This is a genomic window from Dongia sp. P2_B8 (assembly GCF_056404715.1).
The window spans coordinates 868,125-884,833 of sequence record NZ_JBFUDM010000001.1; the positions used below are offsets into that span (position 1 = coordinate 868,125).

Here is a 16,709-nt window from a genome sequence, read left to right on the forward strand (position 1 = left end):
TTAACTGTCTCGTTTGGGCGGCGAGATGCGGCCCGACAGGCGATAGCGGCTGCCCGGATAGATCAGCCGGACATGGCTGATCGGCCGGCTCGCCGACCAGGTGCGGCGGATCAGCTGCAGGCAGGGCTCGCCTGCGTCGATCTTCAGCAGTTTGCGCTCCCAGGCGGTGGCCAGCACGGCCTCGATCGTATGCTCGGCCTCCGAAATTGGCGCAATTTCAGTGAGATAGACGAAGGGCGTCCGCTTCTCGAAGTTCTGGATCAGATAGTCGGCAGCATAGCGCGGGTCGACATAGCGGTCTTCCAGCTGGACCGGCAGCTCGTTCTCCCGGTGCAGGATGATGGAATGGAAGACCGGGTGGCCGGGCTTGAGGCCGAAGGCAGCGGCGATCTCGTCCGGCGCCTCGACGGCTTTGAGGCCGAGCACCTCGGCGCGGTGCTGATGGCCGCGCTCGGCAATCTCCTCAGCGATGTTGCGCACCTCGAACAAGGCCGCCTGGGGCTTGGCCATGGCGACGAAGGTGCCGACACCCTGGACCCGGGTCAGAACGCCTTCCAGAGTGAGCTCGCGCAAGGCCCGGTTGATGGTCATGCGGCTGACGCCAAGTGCCTTCACCAGCTCGGCTTCCGACGAAATACGGTCGCCCGGATTCCAGCTTCCAGCCTTGATCCGGTCGGCGATCATGCGCTTCACGCGCTGGTAATGCGGAACGATTTCCTGGTTCATCGGGCCCTTGATATTAAACGGTTCCTGGACTCGACATGCGCGCCAAAATCCAAGATATATATACATGTATAGACAGCCAGTCGGGAAGCCCCAATGCCGAAAGCGGTTTTTGCCCCCCTTGCCATGCTGCCCGAAGGCTGGGCCGAGCAGGTCCTCATTGAATTCGACGCCGCCGGAACGGTAACGGCGGTCAAACCGGGTGTCGCCCCGGTGGCAGGCATTGACCGGGCCCAGGGGCCGGTTCTGGCAGGCATGCCCAATCTCCATTCCCATGCATTCCAGCGGGCGATGGCGGGGCTGGCGGAAGTAGCGCTCAACCCGGAAGACAGTTTCTGGACCTGGCGGGACCTGATGTATCGGCTGGTCGGGCGCCTGACGCCGGAACAGGTCGAAGACATTGCCCGCTACCTCTATATCGACATGCTGAAAGGTGGGTACACGGCAGTCGCCGAGTTCCACTATCTGCATCATGGGTTGGACGGCAAACCCTATGCGGACTTGGCCGAAATGTCGCGCCGGGTCCTGAGTGCCGCCGACAGTGTCGGGATCGGCATCACCCTGCTGCCGGTGCTCTATGCGCATGGCGGCTTCGGTGGCAAGGCGCCCAGCGATGGTCAGCGCCGCTTCATCAATTCGATCGATCAGTATCTGAAGCTGCAGGACATCCTGGCCAAGGATTGCGCTGCGCCCGGCAGGCGATTGGGCTTCTGCTTTCATTCGCTGCGCGCGGTGACGTTGGACGAAATCCAGGCGGTCATGGACAGCAGCCGCGATGGCCGACCAGTCCATGTCCATATCGCCGAGCAGCAGAAAGAGGTCGACGATTGCGTCGCCTGGAGCGGGCGGCGGCCGATCCAATGGCTCTATGACAAGGTCGCGGTCGACGATCGCTGGTGCCTCATCCACGCGACCCATGCGGAGGCCGATGAAGTAACGGCAATGGCGAAGAGCCGCGCAGTAGCTGGTCTGTGCCCGACGACAGAAGCCAATCTTGGTGACGGTCTGTTTCCGGCGGTCGATTTCCTGGCCGAAGGCGGGCGGCTTGGTATCGGGTCGGACAGCCATGTGTCCTTGAGCGTGGTTGAAGAATTGCGCTGGCTGGAATATGGCCAACGCCTGAAGCATGAGCGCCGCAATCGGCTCTATGGCCCCAACAAGCATGTCGCAGGGCATCTCTACCGTGCATCGCTGCAAGGCGGCGCTCAGGCGCTGGGTCAGAAGATGGGCGCCATTGCGGTTGGCAACAGGGCCGATCTCGTGGTGCTCGACGGCCAGCATCCGCTGCTGGCTCATGTCAGCGGCGATGATATCCTGGGCCGCTGGCTGTTCGCCGGCTTCAACCGCATAGTGAAGGACGTCATGGTCGGCGGCGAATGGGTCATCCAGGATGGCCGTCATGCCGACGAGATCGAGGCGGGCAGGGCTTTCGCAGCGGCGGTCAAGGCCGCGATCTAGGCGATGGCAGCTTCAGCGTGACGCGTGCATCTGGGGAACGGCCATACCGTCGTTGCTGGCGGTGCGAGCCCGCGGCCTAGAGCCTGCGGCTTTCAAAACTGGCGGCGCTGCTCTGACCCGAGACTTCGCCGAGGATCAAACCACCATAAATCAGCTCCGGCGTGACGTAGAAGGCGACGCCTTCGACATAACGGGGTGGCCGATTGGCAATTTCGACGACTTGGCGCATCCAGCGCGGCGCCAGATCCTGAGCGCAATCGTGGAATCCTTTGAGAACCTCCGCGCTGTGGGCGCCGTGGAGGAAATCTTCCAGATAATGGCCGCGCACGCTGCGGCCAAATGCATGGTCAAGTGCTGTGCCTGACAAACGGATATGCAGCCGCACAGGCCCAGCAGCACCGTTTCGGTCGATTTCCAATATATAAAGATGGGGCAGGAGATCGCGGCCGATCTCAACCGGGTCGATGGCCGATCGATCCTTGCGGTCCGCCATATAGTCGGCAATGCGACGCAAGACAGGGTTCATATTTTCAGTCACTCCTCAATCTACACGATACGGAGCGAATCCTTGAGCAAATATGAAGGGCATCCTCCGCAGTTAACGAACACCGTTGGCGATTGTTCCCCGTGCTGCGGGAAACCAGCCCCGTTGCAGCGGGACCGGCAATCGCGAGCGCAACTGCCGGTCCCGCCAAGACGTATCAAGCGCCTTTAATTCCCAAAGCCTTTGGCATCATGAAGTCGATCGCCAAAGCGACGATGATCGACAGGCCGACCAAGGGAAACGCGATACCCAGGACCGCCAGGATGGCGACGGCGCCCCGGGCGACGCGATAGTCGCTGGGATAGCGCGGCGCCCCCAGCGATCCTTGCGGACGGCGCTTCCACCACATGACGATGGCGGAGAGGCACATGGCCACGATCGCAAGGCACGCAGCCGCCATCAGGAGCTGGTTGGGGCGACCGTATTCCTGGCCCATATGGACACTGACACCCCATTCGACGGTCTTGCCGACCGGCCCCAATTCCTTGAAGCCGCCATCGAACAGGACCTTGCCCGTATATTGGTCGAGGTGAATGACACGTTCGAAACCGACCTGATCCGGAAAGACCGAGGCTGAATAGACGCCCGTCGTACCGGCGGGCAGGTCCACGGCGTAGCCTTTGCGGATACCCAAACCGTCGAACAAGGCTACGGCCTTGTCGAGCCCGATATTGGCACCCACGCCTGGCGTCGATGTTGGAGATGATGTTGGAGATGATTCTGGCATCGGCACGTTTTCAAGACTCCACGACGTCTGTGTCATGGCATCTTTCATCGGCACCGTCGACGGCGGCACTTCGTTCCAGAACTGGGGCGGATAGCCAAGGCCGGCTGCATCGGCATAGAGGTTCAGCTTGGCACCCCAGAAGCCCGACCAGGGCAGGCCGGTCAAAGCCAGGAACAGGATGAAGGCGCCGGTATAGATCCCCGTCACGGCATGGAGGTCGCGCCAGAACGGGCGCTTGGTGGAACCAGCGCGGATCTTAAACACGCCCACACCCTTGTTGCGCGGCCACCAGAGATAGATGCCGCTCACCACCAGGACGATGGACCAGCCGGCGGCCAGCTCGACAAGCCGGTTCGCGACCCAACCGAAATAGTCGAGACTGTGGATCTTTCGGATGAGCTGCATGATCGGCGACTTGGCGGCACCACCATCTGCGAAATGGCCGAGGACATCGCCGGTATAGGGATTGACGTAGACCCGCACGCTGCCATCCGTTGCGCTTTTGATGCCGACAATTGCCGCGGCATGCGCGGTATCCGGCGGTAAGTAGCTTTTCATCGTACCGGGGACGGCCGCCAACGCCTTGGCAACGATGGCCGACGGCGCCAATGGAGGCGTGTTCTGGGGCGCGATGTTCAGGTAGTGGCCATAGATGAGGTCGTTCAGTTCATCCTTGAAGAGGTAGAGCCCACCGGTGATGGCAAGATTGAGCAGAAACGGAATAACCAGCAGGCCGGCATAAAAATGCCAGCGCCAGACGGCGCGATAGAGCGGCGATGGTGCCGCAGCATTGGTATTGGACATGACAAATTCCCATAGCTGAGAGCGCGCAGCAAAGCATGCGCGATTGACCGAGATGCGAGATGGCTCAGATCAGGACAGCTGGGGGTGCACGGGTGGCGAGGTCGGATTGGAAGCGGGCCGGCCGCGCGAGAATCGTGTCGGGCCGTGGAGAAAATACGATGGATTGCGTCGGATAGATGATGAACGCAGCCACGGCGTCGGGCTGCGGCAGGACCGGCATGCCGACAGCGGCTGCGCAGGCGATCTTGCACGCAAGGCAATCGCCCTCCGGTGCCTGGTCCTGTGGCGCGGTCTTGCCGGGATCGGCAACGACAATGCGCCCATCTTCCAGGCACAGCATGCCAAGCCCCAGGGCCTCGTGCTGCGCCATGGCGAAGGCATGGCTGTTGGCCGCCGCATTGCCCAGGATCGACTGGGCAAGCAGCGCATAAGCCAGCGCCAGCACCGGCCAAAGCGACCGGCGGCGCAGAGCTGATAGGAAGTTGGATGCGCGCATGGTGGGTTTTTACGCGGCCACATCGAGCGCTGCAAGCCCCCTCACCCCAACCCCTCTCCCGCGAGGGGAGAGGGGCTTGTGCCACGCATTTTCACCAAGATCTCTAGGCCAGGCTAGATTTGCCAGCGGGTCTCATTCCCTCTCCCCTTGCGGGAGAGGGTCAGGGTGAGGGGGTGTTTCCGCGCGCTCGGCCGGAGAGCGTTATGGATAAGCCGTTTTTCAATTCGTCATCCTCGGGTCAAGCCCGAGGATGACGGCATGAATATGATGGTATGAAATTGGGAAATATGGGTGGCCGAAAATCAAGCCGGTCGCCAATTCACCATTGTCTTGACGAAGCGGGCGAGGACCGGTTGTACGCGGACGGCGAGGCCGGGCTGATAGTCGAAGGGTGGCTCTTCGCGCATATAGGTGCGTTGGGCGAGTTCCAGCTGGATGGCGTGGATGCCTTCCTGCGGGCGACCGTAGAAGCGCGTGATGTGACCGCCCTTGAAGCGGCCGTTGACCACGTGGGTGTAACCGGGGGCGTCGCAGGCTTGCGCAAGTTGGGCCGTCAGTTCCGGTGCGCAGCTGGCGCCGGCATTGGTACCGATGTTGAAGTCCGGCAACTCGCCCTCGAACAGGCGCGGCACAAACCCCTTGATCGAATGGGCATCGAAGAGGACGGCATGGCCGTGCTCGGCGCGGATGCGGGCGAGTTCCGCACCGATACGGTTGTGATAGGGATGCCAGATCTCGTCGAGGGCCTGCGCGCGAACGGTGGCGTCGGGAGCCTTGCCTTGTCGGAAGAGTGGCTGGCCATCGAACAGCACGTCCGGATAAAGGCCGGTGGTCGCAGTCGCATAAAGCGGCTTGTCGTCGGAAGGGCGGTTGAGGTCGATGTTGAAGCGCGACCAGCGCGCGATCAGCAGGCTGGCCCCCATCTCGCGGGCAAAATCATAAAGGATCGGCAGATGCCAATCCGTGTCGCACAAGCCCTTGGCCGGATCCGCAAGGCCGGCTGCCACTTCCGGCATCAGCTCGATGCCAACATGGGGCATGCTGATGAGAAGCGGCGAGGGGCCGGGGATGAAGTCGTAGGCCTGGATGATCATGCGGCTTCTGGTCCATGCGCTTGCGGTCCATGCGCCTTCAGGGAAACGACGATCAGCCGTGCCTTGGGGCTGGTCACGGTGAGTGCCACGGTTTCCGTCGTCTCGCTGTCGAGGCGGATTGTATGGCCGTCCTGCAGTTTGTGCCCATTGCACTCGGCGGAACCGGTCAGCAGATGGAGGAGGGTCATGGGCGCCACCGCCAGCGTCAGGCGTTGATCCTTGACGAGATCAAAGCCGTTGACGGCGGCATGGCCCCAATCGCGGCTTACCATCACGTTGAAATCCTGGATGGCACCATCGATCAGGCGGCAATCCGTCTTCCACTCGCCTTTGAAGGCCTGTGGCCGCAGAGGCTTGGAGATGACGACCGGCGGCGCTTCCTGATCGAAGCTCAGCACCATGCCGTGACCACTCACCAGCATGATCTGGCGGTCGACGCCATCAAAGGTCGAGAAGGGGCCAGGCGTTGCGACGTCGGCAATGCTGAGGCGCCAGTTGAAACCACCGTCGGGCGCTGGATCCTGCAGCAGTTCGAGAGTCGAGCCGCCGCCGTTTTTCCACGGCATGCGGCGATAATCCGCGGGACCGAACAGTTTCAGGCGCATCGCTTGACCCATGTGCCGGATTTCAAGATGCCGGCGCAGGGATTGCCGCCGAACCAGTAGCTGAGTTCCGCCGGCCGTTCGACCGACCAGACGGCAAGGTCGGCTGCCATGCCCGGCTTCAGCATGCCATGGCTGTCCTGCAGGCCCAGCGCCTTGGCGGCATGGCGCGTGGCGCCGAGCAAGACTTCTTCCGGCGTCATGCGGAAGAAGGTCGTGGCCATGCTCAGCATCAGCAGCAGCGACAAGGTGGGTGACGTACCGGGATTATGGTCGGTGGAAATGGCAATCGGCACGCCGGCTTTGCGGAAGCCGTCGATGGGCGGGAGTTTGGTTTCGCGCAAGGCATAGAAGGCGCCAGGCAGCAGGACGGCGATCGTGCCGGCCTTGGCCATCGCCTCGATGCCAGCCTCGCTCACATATTCCAGATGGTCGCAGGAGAAGGCATTGAATTCGGTCGCCAGTTGCGTGCCGCCCTGGTCGGAAAGCTGTTCGGCATGCAGCTTCACCGGCAAGCCAAGCCGCCGCGCTGTTTCAAAGACACGGCGCGTCTGGGCGGTCGAAAAGGCGATCTTTTCGCAGAAGGCATCGACCGCATCGGCGAGAGAGTCTTTGGCGATCGCCGGCAGGATCTCGTTGCAGACGCGGTCGATATAGCCGTCGCTGTTGCCGGCGAATTCCGGTGGCAGGGCATGGGCGGCAAGGCAGGTGGTGCGGACGGTCACCGGATTTGTGTCACCCAGTTTGCGCGCTGCCGCCAATTGCTTGCGTTCGTTTTCGAGATCGAGACCATAGCCGGATTTGACCTCGATGGTCGTCACACCTTCCGTGGTCAGCTCAGAGAGGCGCTTGCCGGCGGAGGCGACGAGATCGTCGAGGCTGGCCGCGCGCGTTGCCTTCACGGTCGAGGCGATACCGCCGCCGGCCTTGGCGATTTCCTCATAGGTGGCACCTTTGAGGCGCAGCTCGAATTCCGCCGCACGGTCGCCGCCATAGACCAGATGGGTATGGCAATCGATGAGGCCAGGCGTCACCCAGCGGCCGCCGAGCTTGACGGTCTCTTTGGCATCGCCCGCCGGCAGATCAGCACGCCGGCCGATCCAGGCGATCTTGCCGCCGGACAGCGCCACCACCGCATCGTCGATGGCGCCATAGGGCTGGCCGGTCACCGCCATGGTGGCGGCACGGCAATCCGTCAGCAGAACGTCCCAGGTCATATGGTGCCGTTTTCTACTTGTTCAGCATGGGGAGATTTAGCCCCTGCTCGTGGGCACATTCAATGGCGCTTTCATAGCCAGCGTCGGCATGACGCATGACGCCGGTGCCGGGATCGTTGGTGAGCACGTTGCGGAGGCGCCGGTCGGCTTCTTCCGAGCCATCGCACAAGACGACCATGCCGGAATGCTGCGAGAAGCCCATGCCGACACCACCGCCGTGATGGAGACTGACCCAGGTGGCACCCGAGGCGGTGTTGAGGAGGGCGTTCAGCAGCGGCCAATCGGAGACGGCATCCGACCCGTCCTTCATGCCTTCGGTCTCACGGTTGGGGCTGGAGACCGAGCCGGAATCGAGATGATCGCGGCCGATGACGATCGGCGCCTTCAGCTCGCCCTTGCGCACCATTTCGTTGAAGGCGAGGCCGAGTTTCATGCGCTGGCCGAGGCCGACCCAGCAGATGCGCGCTGGCAGGCCTTGGAACTTGATGCGCGCTGCCGCCATGTCGAGCCAATTGTGGAGATGCTTGTCGTCGGCAATCAGTTCCTTGACCTTGGCATCGGTCTTGTAGATGTCCTCGGCCTCGCCCGACAAGGCCACCCAGCGGAAGGGTCCCACGCCGCGGCAGAAGAGAGGGCGGATATAGGCCGGGACGAAGCCCGGGAAATCGAACGCGTGCTCGAGCCCCACTTCCTTCGCCATCTGGCGGATGTTGTTGCCGTAGTCGAAGGTGGGGATGCCCATCTTCTGAAAGTCGAGCATCGCCTGGACCTGGATCTTCATCGATTCCTTGGCAGCTTTCACGACCGCGGCCGGATCCTTCTGGCGCATCTCGGCGGCCTTGGCCAGCGACCAGCCGGCAGGGAGATAGCCGTTCAAGGGATCATGCGCGCTGGTCTGGTCGGTCACCATGTCGGGACGGATGCCGCGCTTGTAGATCTCCGGGAAAATTTCAGCGGCATTGCCGAGAAGGCCGATGGAAATGGCCTTGCCGTCCTTCTTGGCTTTCTCAAGGAGTGCCAGCGCCTCATCAAGGGTGTTCGCCTTGACGTCGACATAACGCGTTTCAAGCCGCTTCTCGATGCGCGAGGGTTCGCATTCGACCGCGATCATCGAGGCGCCGGCCATGGTGGCGGCCAAGGTCTGTGCACCACCCATGCCACCGAGGCCGCCGGTCAGGATCCAGCGCCCTTTGAGATCACCACCGTAATGCTGGCGGCCAGCTTCGACGAAGGTCTCGTAGGTGCCCTGCACGATGCCCTGGCTGCCGATATAGATCCAGGAGCCGGCCGTCATCTGGCCGTACATCATCAGGCCCTTGGCATCCAGCTCGCGGAAATGCTCCCAGGTCGCCCAATGCGGGACGAGGTTGGAATTGGCGAGCAGCACGCGCGGGGCATTCTCATGGGTGCGGAACACGCCGACCGGCTTGCCGGATTGGATGAGGAGGGTTTCGTCGCCCTCCATCTTCTTCAGCGTCTCGACGATCTTGTCGAAGCAGGCCCAGTTGCGCGCGGCCTTGCCGATGCCGCCATAGACCACCAACTCGCCGGGATTTTCGGCGACCTCGGGGTCGAGATTGTTCATCAGCATGCGCAAGGGCGCTTCGGTCGCCCAGGATTTGGCGTTGAGCTTGGTCCCGCGCGGGGCCCGGATGATCCGCTGGTTGGTGGTTGGCGTGGTCGTATTCATGGTCAGCACCCCGTCGCGTTAACTTGTATATACATGTATGGACAATAGCATGGCGGATTTGTCCCGACAACAGCCATGAGGGCGGTTGCCGGCAAGGCTGGATACTCGAACAACGGATGTATAAAGTGGTGGTTAACAGGGGCGGGCGGGGCTAAATGTCGAATGAAATGAAGGGCGTGCTGCTGGCGATCGGTGCCACGATCGGCTGGAGCCTCAGCGGCGTCTTCGTCCGCTATGTGCCGACCGTCGATCCCTGGACCTTCAACGCCTATCGCGGCGCCAGCATGAGCTGTGCGCTGCTGCTGTGGATGCTGGTTCGGTGTCGAGGCGACACCGTTTCGCATTTCAGGCAGGCAGAGCCTTTGGCTCTCATTGCTACCGCTGGCTTCTTCGGCATCGGCTCCTCGCTCTACATCCTCGCCATGCAGCTGACCAGTGTTGCAGCGGTTTCCTGCGTCGCTGCCACATCGCCGCTTTTTGCCGCCATGCTGGCGTGGGTCTGGCTCGGCGAGCGGACGCGCCTCATGGTCTTCATCGCGATCTTCGTGGCGCTTGCCGGTGTCGCCATCGTCGCCTTCGGTGAAAGCGGTGTCTCGATCAGTGGGCTGCATGGGTCGTTGATCGCCCTGCTGGTCGCCCTCTGCTTTGCCGGGCAGAGCGTCACCTTGCGGCGCTATCACTCGGTCGAGATGGCGCCGTCGCTGATCGTGGGTGGATTCGGAATCTTTGCGGTGGTGGGCCTCACCGTCGGCCTGCAGCCGATCAGTCTCCATGACTTTCTGATTCTCGCTTGCATGGGCACGGTGCAATTGGCGCTGCCGCTGGTGCTCTATATGCGCGGTGCGCGCTATGTGCCGGCCGTCCAGATGGTGTTGATTTCGCTCGCCGACGCGTTTCTCAATCCGTTCTGGGTCTGGCTGGTCCATGGCGAAGTGCCGGTGGCGAGTGTATTCTGGGGCGGTGCGCTCATCCTGGGCGCCATCGCCGTCGTCACCATCCGCCGCGCCACACCCGCCACCAGCCAGCCCTGATCAAGAAGGCAAGCCAATGAAGTTCAGCAGCGTCAACGAAATGACCGAGATCGTGCAGCATGTGTCCGAGGACGATCCGCTGTGGGTGCCGATCACCGACCAGGTGCAGTTCCGGCCGCTGATGTTCGATTGCTCGAACGGGGCCTGGTCGAATGTGCTGAAGGTCAGCCCAGGCGGCAGCCTTGCCTGCCACTACCACACGGCGCCGGTCCATGCCTTCGTGCTGGAAGGGGCGTGGCGCTATCTGGAACATGATTGGGTGGCCGAGACCGGCAGCTTCATCTACGAGCCGCCGGGCGAGGTACATACGCTCTATGCCGACGACAAGCGCGGCATGAGCACCTTCTTCGTGACACGCGGATCGCTGGTCTATACCGACGCTGCCGGCCACCAGATCGGCTTCGAGGACGTGTTCACTCGGCTAGCGCGCTTTCGCGAGCATTTGGCGCAATCGGGGCTGGATCAGACAATTGCTGATCAATTGATTCGCTGAAGCGGGCGGCAATCAGCGTGTAGGCGACCGGCACCACGAACAAGGTGAAGAAGCTGCCGAAGCTGAGGCCGCCCACGATCACCCAGCCGATGGCCTGGCGCGATTCAGCACCGGCACCTTCGGCCAGGGCGAGTGGAATGGTGCCGAGCACCATGGCGCCGGTGGTCATCAGAATCGGGCGCAGGCGCAGGACGGCAGCGCTGATCACCGACTCTGCCAAACCCAATCCGGTCGCCCGGCGTTGGTTGGCGAATTCCACGATCAGGATGCCATGCTTGGTGATGAGGCCGATCAGGGTCACGAGGCCTATCTGGCTGTAGACGTTGAGTGTGCCGCCGGTGAGATGCATGGCGATCAAAGCACCGGTCATGGCGAGCGGGACGGTTAGCATGATGATGAAGGGGTCGCGGAAGCTTTCGAACTGCGCCGAAAGCACCAGATAGATGAAGGCCAACGCCAGGATAAAGACGGTAAAGCCGCTTTGGCTCGAAGCGCGCAGCTCTCGCGACTGACCGGAATAGTCGACTTGCATGTTCGTCGGCAGCATCTTGTCAGCGATGGCCTGCAAGGCAGCCAGCGTATCGCCTGAGGTATAGCCGGGTGCCGCATTGGCGGTGATGGTGGCAGAGCGCAACTGGTTCCAGCGGTTGAGGTCCTTGGGTGAGACCGTCTCGCGCAGCGTCACAAGGTTGGAGAGCGGCACCATGGCGCCACTGGCGGCGCGCACATAGATCAGCTTCGCCTGATCGGGGGTCGAGCGCGAACGATCGTCAACCTTGACCACGACGTCATATTGCCGGCCGTCGCGCTTGAAGCGGGTGACGTCACGCCCCGCCAGCAGCGATTCGATGGTGGTGCCGATGCGTTCGACATTGATGCCGAGATCAGCCGCCTTGTCACGGTCGACGGTCAGGCGGATTTCCGGCTTGGATAGTTTGAGATCGGAATCCGGGTTGAGCAGGCGGGGATCGTCCTGTGCCGCACTCAGCATCGCCTGCACGACTTCGTCCAGCTCCTCATAGCTGCCGGTACTCAACACCACCAGTTCCGCAGCCTTGGAATTCGGACTTTGGCCGAGCGACGGCGGCACGTTGGCGAAGACGTTGACGCCGGGCAGATCCGACAATGGCTTGCGCAGGGATGCGGCGATTTCCTTGGAGGTGCGCCCACGCTCCTCCCAGGATTTGAGGCGCAGCGGCGCCATGGCCTGGGACGGGCTTTGATTGCCGACGACGGTGAAATAGCTGTTGAGCTCGGGCACCTTGGAAAAGATGTTTTCCATCTTCTCGACATATTTGGTGGTGTATTCCAGCGTCGCACCTTCAGGTCCGGTCACGGAGGCAAAGAGGATGCCGCGGTCCTCGACCGGCGTGAGTTCCTGCTTCAATCCCATGAACAGCCAGTAGGCGGAGCCAGCCACGATCAGCGCCAACAGGACCACCAGCCAGCGCGCCGCCATGCAGAGGTGCAGTGCCGCGGCATAGCCATCGGTCAGCTTGGTCAGCAGATATTCGATGGCGCCATAGATCACGCCATGCTTTTCATGCTCGCGGTCCGGCAGCAATTTGGCGCACATCATCGGCGACAAAGTGAGCGCCACGAAACCGGAGACCAGGACAGCACCAGCCAAGGTCAGCGCAAATTCCGTGAACAGCTTGCCGGTACGACCGCTCTGCAGTGCCACCGGCACATAGACGGCAGCCAAAGTGATGGTCATGGCGAGTACCGCAAACGCGATCTCGCGGCTGCCGACCAACGCTGCGCGCAAGGGACTGGCGCCTTCTTCGATATGGCGGTGGATGTTTTCCAGCATGACGATGGCGTCGTCGACGACAAGGCCGATCGCCAGCACGAAGGACAGCATAGTCAGCGTGTTGAGGCTGAAGCCCAGCGCATACATGACGGCGCAGGCACCGACCAGGGAGAGCGGGATGGTGACCAGTGGGATGAAGGTCGCACGGATCGAGCGCAGGAAGAAGATGATGACTAGGAGGACCAGCACCACCGCTTCGAAAATAGCGTGATAGACATTGTCGATCGAGGTCTGGATGAAGGTCGAGGAATCATAAGCCATCTCCAGCTTCATGCCGCTGGGGAGGCTCGCCTGGATGGCGGGTAGATTGGCGCGGATTTCAGCAGAAACGTCGAGCGGATTGGCGGTCGACTGCTTGATGATGCCGAGTGAGACGCCGACCTTGCCATTGACGCGCGTCCGTATCGTATCGTCGTAGGCGCCGAGCTCGATGTCCGCCACATCGCCCAAGCGGACCAGGGCCCGCTCCGATTTCTTGACGATGATGGCGGAAAATTCTTCGGGCGTGGAGATCCCGGTATCGGAGAGCACCGAGAATTCGCGCGACTGGCTTTCGATCGTGCCGGCGGGCATTTCGACATTCTGGGCGCGCAGCGCATCCTCGATGTCCTGAACCGTCAGGCGAAAGGCGGCCAAGCGTTCCGGCTTCAGCCAGACCCGCATCGCCGGCTTGCGCTCGCCGAAGATGCGAACTTCGGAAATGCCGCTCAAGGTCTGCAGCTTGTTCTTCACGAAGCGGTCGACATAGTCGGAAATCTGTAACGACGAATCGAGATCGCTGGTGAAGGCCATCCAGATGATCGGCTGGGCGTCGGCTTCGACCTTGGCGATGACCGGTTCTTCAATATCGTCGGGCAGCTTGCCGCGTGCGCGGGAGACACGGTCGCGCACATCGGCGGCAGCGGAATCGATATCGCGGCTGGGACGGAAAACGATGCTGATACGTGACGATTCAGACCGGCTGGCGGATTTGATGAAGTCGATGCCTTCGATGCCGGACAGGCTTTCTTCCAGCTCCTGCGTCACCTGCAGTTCCATGATTTCCGCGGAGGCGCCGCGGAAGGTGGTCGATACGCTGACCACCGGCTCGTCAATGTCCGGATATTCGCGCACGGTCAGGCGCTGATAGGCGATGACGCCGATCAACAGGATGACAAGATTGATGACGGTGGCGAAGACCGGACGGCGGATACAGAGTTCGGGAAGGCGCATGCCAGGCGACCTTACGGCTGAACCGGGACGGCAGCGGCGCCGGGGCGCAGCTTCAACTGGCCATCGGTGACGACGGTTTCGCCGACCGCGAGGCCGTCGACGATCTGTACTTTGCCTGCCTGGCGCAGGCCGGTCTTGACGGGCTTCATTTCAGCCTTGCCGTCGACCAGCGCATAGACGAAGACGCGGTCGCCGCGCGCCACGAGGGCCTGTTCGGGCACGACGACGGCATTGTCGATCTTGCCGGCATCGATTTCGACCTCGATGAAAAGGCCGGGCTTCAGCCTGCCATCGGCGTTGGCAACCTCGGCACGCACCGAGACGGCGCGGGAGGCGTCGTCGAGCTTGGGATCGATGGCAAGGATCCTGCCGGCAAAGTCCTCGTCAGGAAAGGCGTCAGTACGGATGCTGACGGGGGTGCCCTGTTTTAGGATGGCGAGTTCCGTCTGCGGCACCGAGAAATCGACATAAAGTGGATCGATGCGGCTCAAGGTGAAGATGGCCTGGCCGGGGTTCATATATTCCCCGACGCTGACCATGCGCAGGCCGAGCGTGCCGCTGAAAGGGGCAGTGATCCTGGTCTTGGCGAGATTGGCCTGGGCAAGGTTGAGGGCAGCTTCGGCGATGCCGAGCTCCGAGGTCGCCTCGTCGACGGATTTCTGCGTGCCGGCGCCCTTGGACATCAGATTGTTGGTGCGTTCGGCATTGGCGCGCCAAAGCTTGGTCTTGGCGTCAGCTTCCGCCACCTGAGCGCGGTAAATGGCGGTATCGAGTTCAGCCAGCACATCGCCCTTGGCGACCTTGTCGCCTTGAGCTGCGGATACGCTGACGATGCGCCCGGCGATCTCGGGGCTGACGGTGACAGTGTCGGAGGCAGTGAGGGTGCCCACGGACCGCGATTGGCGCACCAGGGTCTCCGATGTGGCTTTGGCCACATAGACGGACACAGGCGGCGATTTGGCCGGTGCGCCAGGCGCTTGCGACGCTGCTGAGCTGGGCAGGAGACCGGTCGGCACGAGATCGGCCGGCAAATGGTCGCGGCCCCAGTAGAGGCCGGCCCCGAGCGCGCCGAGCGCCAGCAGGGCAAACAATCGTGGCCAGGGTGAGCGTCGTTTGGTCGTTTTCATTGGGTAATCAGTCGTCCAAATCGGTTGGCTATCCAAAGGAATCAGCTTTGCAGGCGAATTGGCTATGCTGGTGTGCCTTGGCGGGATCGGTGGCGAAACCAGCATATTGGCGGGCGACTCGAAATAGGCGCCAACCATGACACGGCGATGAACTCAAAACCCTGCGCGACAAACAGCATACGCCCAAAATGCCGCGCTGCCGAAGGGCCAAAGTGCTGCGCCGCATCATGCGGTACGGCAAACAGGCCCTTCCGGACGCGTCTGGGGTATAAAATTGTCATTCGTGTTGACAGCTACCGCAGGGTTGCAGTACATGCTGCCCCGCCGAACAGACGAGCCCGATCAGGGACTTCGATCCTGTCTTGCGCGGGTGTAGCTCAGTTGGTTAGAGCGCCGGCCTGTCACGCCGGAGGCCGCGGGTTCAAGTCCCGTCACTCGCGCCATTTCCCTTTCCCGAAAATTAATGAAATATCAACTGGTTGCGCGTCGTTCCGCGGGCAATTCACGGCGTTTTAGGGTGGTTTTTGCCCTTCCTTGGCCGAATTAACCTCTTTATAGTGCGGCCAGACCGGAGTCGTGATTTTKGTCGCGATCAGGGTCTTTTGCGCTGCGAAAAATTGGCGTAAAGGACGCCTGCAAATCCGGTGCGCGGATGCACCCGGGCAGCTTCCGGCCGACAAGGCCAAGGCGACCCTGGGACCGAATTGGGTGATGGAGCGTAGGAAAGCATCTAGGGATGGACGACCTACTCAAAGAATATCTGCCGATCCTGATCTTCCTGATCATTGCTTCGGCCCTGACGCTGGTGATGGTCACGGCGTCCCTCGTGCTCGGTAAGCAGAACCCTGATTCGGAAAAGCTGTCGCCGTACGAATGCGGCTTCGAGGCTTTCGACGACGCCCGCCGTCAATTCGATGTTCGTTTCTATCTCGTCTCGATCCTCTTCATCATCTTCGATCTGGAAGTCGCCTTCCTGTTTCCCTGGGCTGTTTCGCTCGGCAATATCGGGTTGTTCGGTTTCTGGTCGATGATCATCTTCCTCGGCGTCCTCACCGTAGGGTTCATCTACGAGTGGAAAAAGGGCGCCTTGGAATGGGAGTAGACCAAATGAGCCAGCCCTCAGTGCCTGTCATGGGCGCGGTGCCAGCTAATTCCGGTGGTATCTTGCGTCCCGGCCCAGCCCAGGACCAGATTCTGACCGACGTGACAAACGAGCTCCAGGACAAGGGCTTTGTCGTCGCGCAGATGGACAAGCTGGTGAACTGGGCGCGCACCGGTTCGCTGTGGCCGATGACCTTTGGTCTGGCCTGCTGCGCGGTTGAAATGATGCATGCCTATATGGCGCGCTATGATCTCGACCGGTTCGGCGTCGTGCCGCGCGGCAGCCCACGTCAATCGGACGTGATGATCGTTGCCGGTACGCTCACCAACAAAATGGCCCCGGCCCTGCGCAAGGTTTATGACCAGATGGCCGAGCCGCGCTGGGTCATTTCCATGGGCTCCTGCGCCAATGGCGGCGGTTATTATCACTATTCCTACGCCGTGGTGCGTGGCTGCGACCGGATCGTGCCGGTCGATGTCTATGTTCCGGGCTGCCCGCCGACGGCCGAGGCGCTCGTTTATGGCATTCTGCAGCTGCAGAAGAAGATCCGACGTACATCGACGATCGCGCGCTGAC

Annotated in this window: 15 protein-coding genes and 1 tRNA gene; 6 read left to right on the forward strand and 10 right to left on the reverse strand. The window is 61.8% G+C overall.

Translation table 11 applies throughout. The annotated features are described in order from the left end of the window. Window positions 1-726 (reverse strand): histidine utilization repressor, encoded by a 726-nt coding sequence (gene hutC / locus AC1DWZ_RS04020; protein ID WP_477167571.1) that lies wholly within the window; start codon window positions 724-726, stop codon window positions 1-3. A 93-nt stretch (window positions 727-819) separates the two neighbouring features. On the opposite strand from hutC, the gene AC1DWZ_RS04025 reads away from it, so the two are divergent. Beyond that, window positions 820-2,181 (forward strand): formimidoylglutamate deiminase, encoded by a 1,362-nt coding sequence (locus tag AC1DWZ_RS04025; protein WP_477167572.1) that lies wholly within the window; start codon window positions 820-822, stop codon window positions 2,179-2,181. A 76-nt stretch (window positions 2,182-2,257) separates the two neighbouring features. Here AC1DWZ_RS04025 and AC1DWZ_RS04030 read toward each other — a convergent pair whose 3' ends face one another. From AC1DWZ_RS04030 to hutU, 7 genes are all read right to left on the reverse strand, one after another. Then, window positions 2,258-2,707, reverse strand: a complete 450-nt coding sequence (locus tag AC1DWZ_RS04030) for a PAS domain-containing protein (RefSeq protein ID WP_477167573.1) — start codon at window positions 2,705-2,707, stop codon at window positions 2,258-2,260. A gap of 175 nt (window positions 2,708-2,882) precedes the next feature. Continuing rightward, window positions 2,883-4,256 carry a PepSY-associated TM helix domain-containing protein gene (locus AC1DWZ_RS04035; protein ID WP_477167574.1) on the reverse strand — a complete coding sequence of 458 codons (1,374 nt, stop codon included), beginning with the start codon at window positions 4,254-4,256 and terminating at the stop codon, window positions 2,883-2,885. Window positions 4,257-4,320: 64 nt separating this feature from the next. Next, window positions 4,321-4,752: a hypothetical protein gene (locus AC1DWZ_RS04040; protein ID WP_477167575.1), complete on the reverse strand. Its 432-nt coding sequence runs from the start codon at window positions 4,750-4,752 to the stop codon at window positions 4,321-4,323. Between the two features lie 302 nt (window positions 4,753-5,054). Continuing rightward, window positions 5,055-5,846, reverse strand: coding sequence for an N-formylglutamate deformylase (gene hutG, locus AC1DWZ_RS04045; RefSeq protein ID WP_477167576.1), 792 nt, complete (start codon window positions 5,844-5,846; stop codon window positions 5,055-5,057). Then, entirely contained in the window at window positions 5,843-6,463 is a 621-nt protein-coding gene (locus AC1DWZ_RS04050) for a HutD/Ves family protein (protein ID WP_477167577.1), read from the reverse strand. Before AC1DWZ_RS04050 ends, hutG begins: the two co-directional genes overlap by 4 nt. Continuing rightward, entirely contained in the window at window positions 6,442-7,665 is a 1,224-nt protein-coding gene (gene hutI, locus AC1DWZ_RS04055) for an imidazolonepropionase (protein WP_477167578.1), read from the reverse strand. The genes AC1DWZ_RS04050 and hutI overlap by 22 nt, the downstream gene beginning before the upstream one ends. Before the next feature lie 13 nt (window positions 7,666-7,678). Further along, window positions 7,679-9,355, reverse strand: a complete 1,677-nt coding sequence (gene hutU, locus AC1DWZ_RS04060) for a urocanate hydratase (RefSeq protein WP_477167579.1) — start codon at window positions 9,353-9,355, stop codon at window positions 7,679-7,681. 155 nt (window positions 9,356-9,510) lie between these two features. Between hutU and AC1DWZ_RS04065 the strand changes: the two genes are divergently transcribed. Both AC1DWZ_RS04065 and AC1DWZ_RS04070 read left to right on the forward strand, forming a co-directional pair. Further along, window positions 9,511-10,386 (forward strand): DMT family transporter, encoded by an 876-nt coding sequence (locus AC1DWZ_RS04065; RefSeq protein ID WP_477167580.1) that lies wholly within the window; start codon window positions 9,511-9,513, stop codon window positions 10,384-10,386. Window positions 10,387-10,402: 16 nt separating this feature from the next. After that, window positions 10,403-10,879: a 2,4'-dihydroxyacetophenone dioxygenase family protein gene (locus AC1DWZ_RS04070; RefSeq protein ID WP_477167581.1), complete on the forward strand. Its 477-nt coding sequence runs from the start codon at window positions 10,403-10,405 to the stop codon at window positions 10,877-10,879. Here the strand turns inward: AC1DWZ_RS04070 and AC1DWZ_RS04075 are convergent. Then, window positions 10,800-13,904: an efflux RND transporter permease subunit gene (locus tag AC1DWZ_RS04075; RefSeq protein WP_477167582.1), complete on the reverse strand. Its 3,105-nt coding sequence runs from the start codon at window positions 13,902-13,904 to the stop codon at window positions 10,800-10,802. The two genes, AC1DWZ_RS04070 and AC1DWZ_RS04075, sit on opposite strands and share 80 nt — an antisense overlap. 11 nt (window positions 13,905-13,915) lie before the next feature. After that, a complete protein-coding gene (locus AC1DWZ_RS04080; protein WP_477167583.1) occupies window positions 13,916-15,031 on the reverse strand; it encodes an efflux RND transporter periplasmic adaptor subunit in 1,116 nt (371 codons plus the stop codon). 366 nt (window positions 15,032-15,397) lie between these two features. Here AC1DWZ_RS04080 and AC1DWZ_RS04085 point away from each other — a divergent pair. The 3 genes from AC1DWZ_RS04085 to AC1DWZ_RS04095 all read left to right on the forward strand — a co-directional run bounded on the left by AC1DWZ_RS04085 (window position 15,398) and on the right by AC1DWZ_RS04095 (window position 16,708). Next, window positions 15,398-15,474 (forward strand) — tRNA-Asp (locus tag AC1DWZ_RS04085). A 293-nt stretch (window positions 15,475-15,767) separates the two neighbouring features. Continuing rightward, the gene (locus tag AC1DWZ_RS04090) at window positions 15,768-16,133 is read left to right on the forward strand and encodes an NADH-quinone oxidoreductase subunit A (protein WP_477167584.1); all 366 of its coding nucleotides are present in this window, start codon (window positions 15,768-15,770) and stop codon (window positions 16,131-16,133) included. Between the two features lie 5 nt (window positions 16,134-16,138). Next, entirely contained in the window at window positions 16,139-16,708 is a 570-nt protein-coding gene (locus AC1DWZ_RS04095; protein ID WP_477167585.1) for a NuoB/complex I 20 kDa subunit family protein, read from the forward strand. Window position 16,709 lies beyond the last annotated feature (1 nt).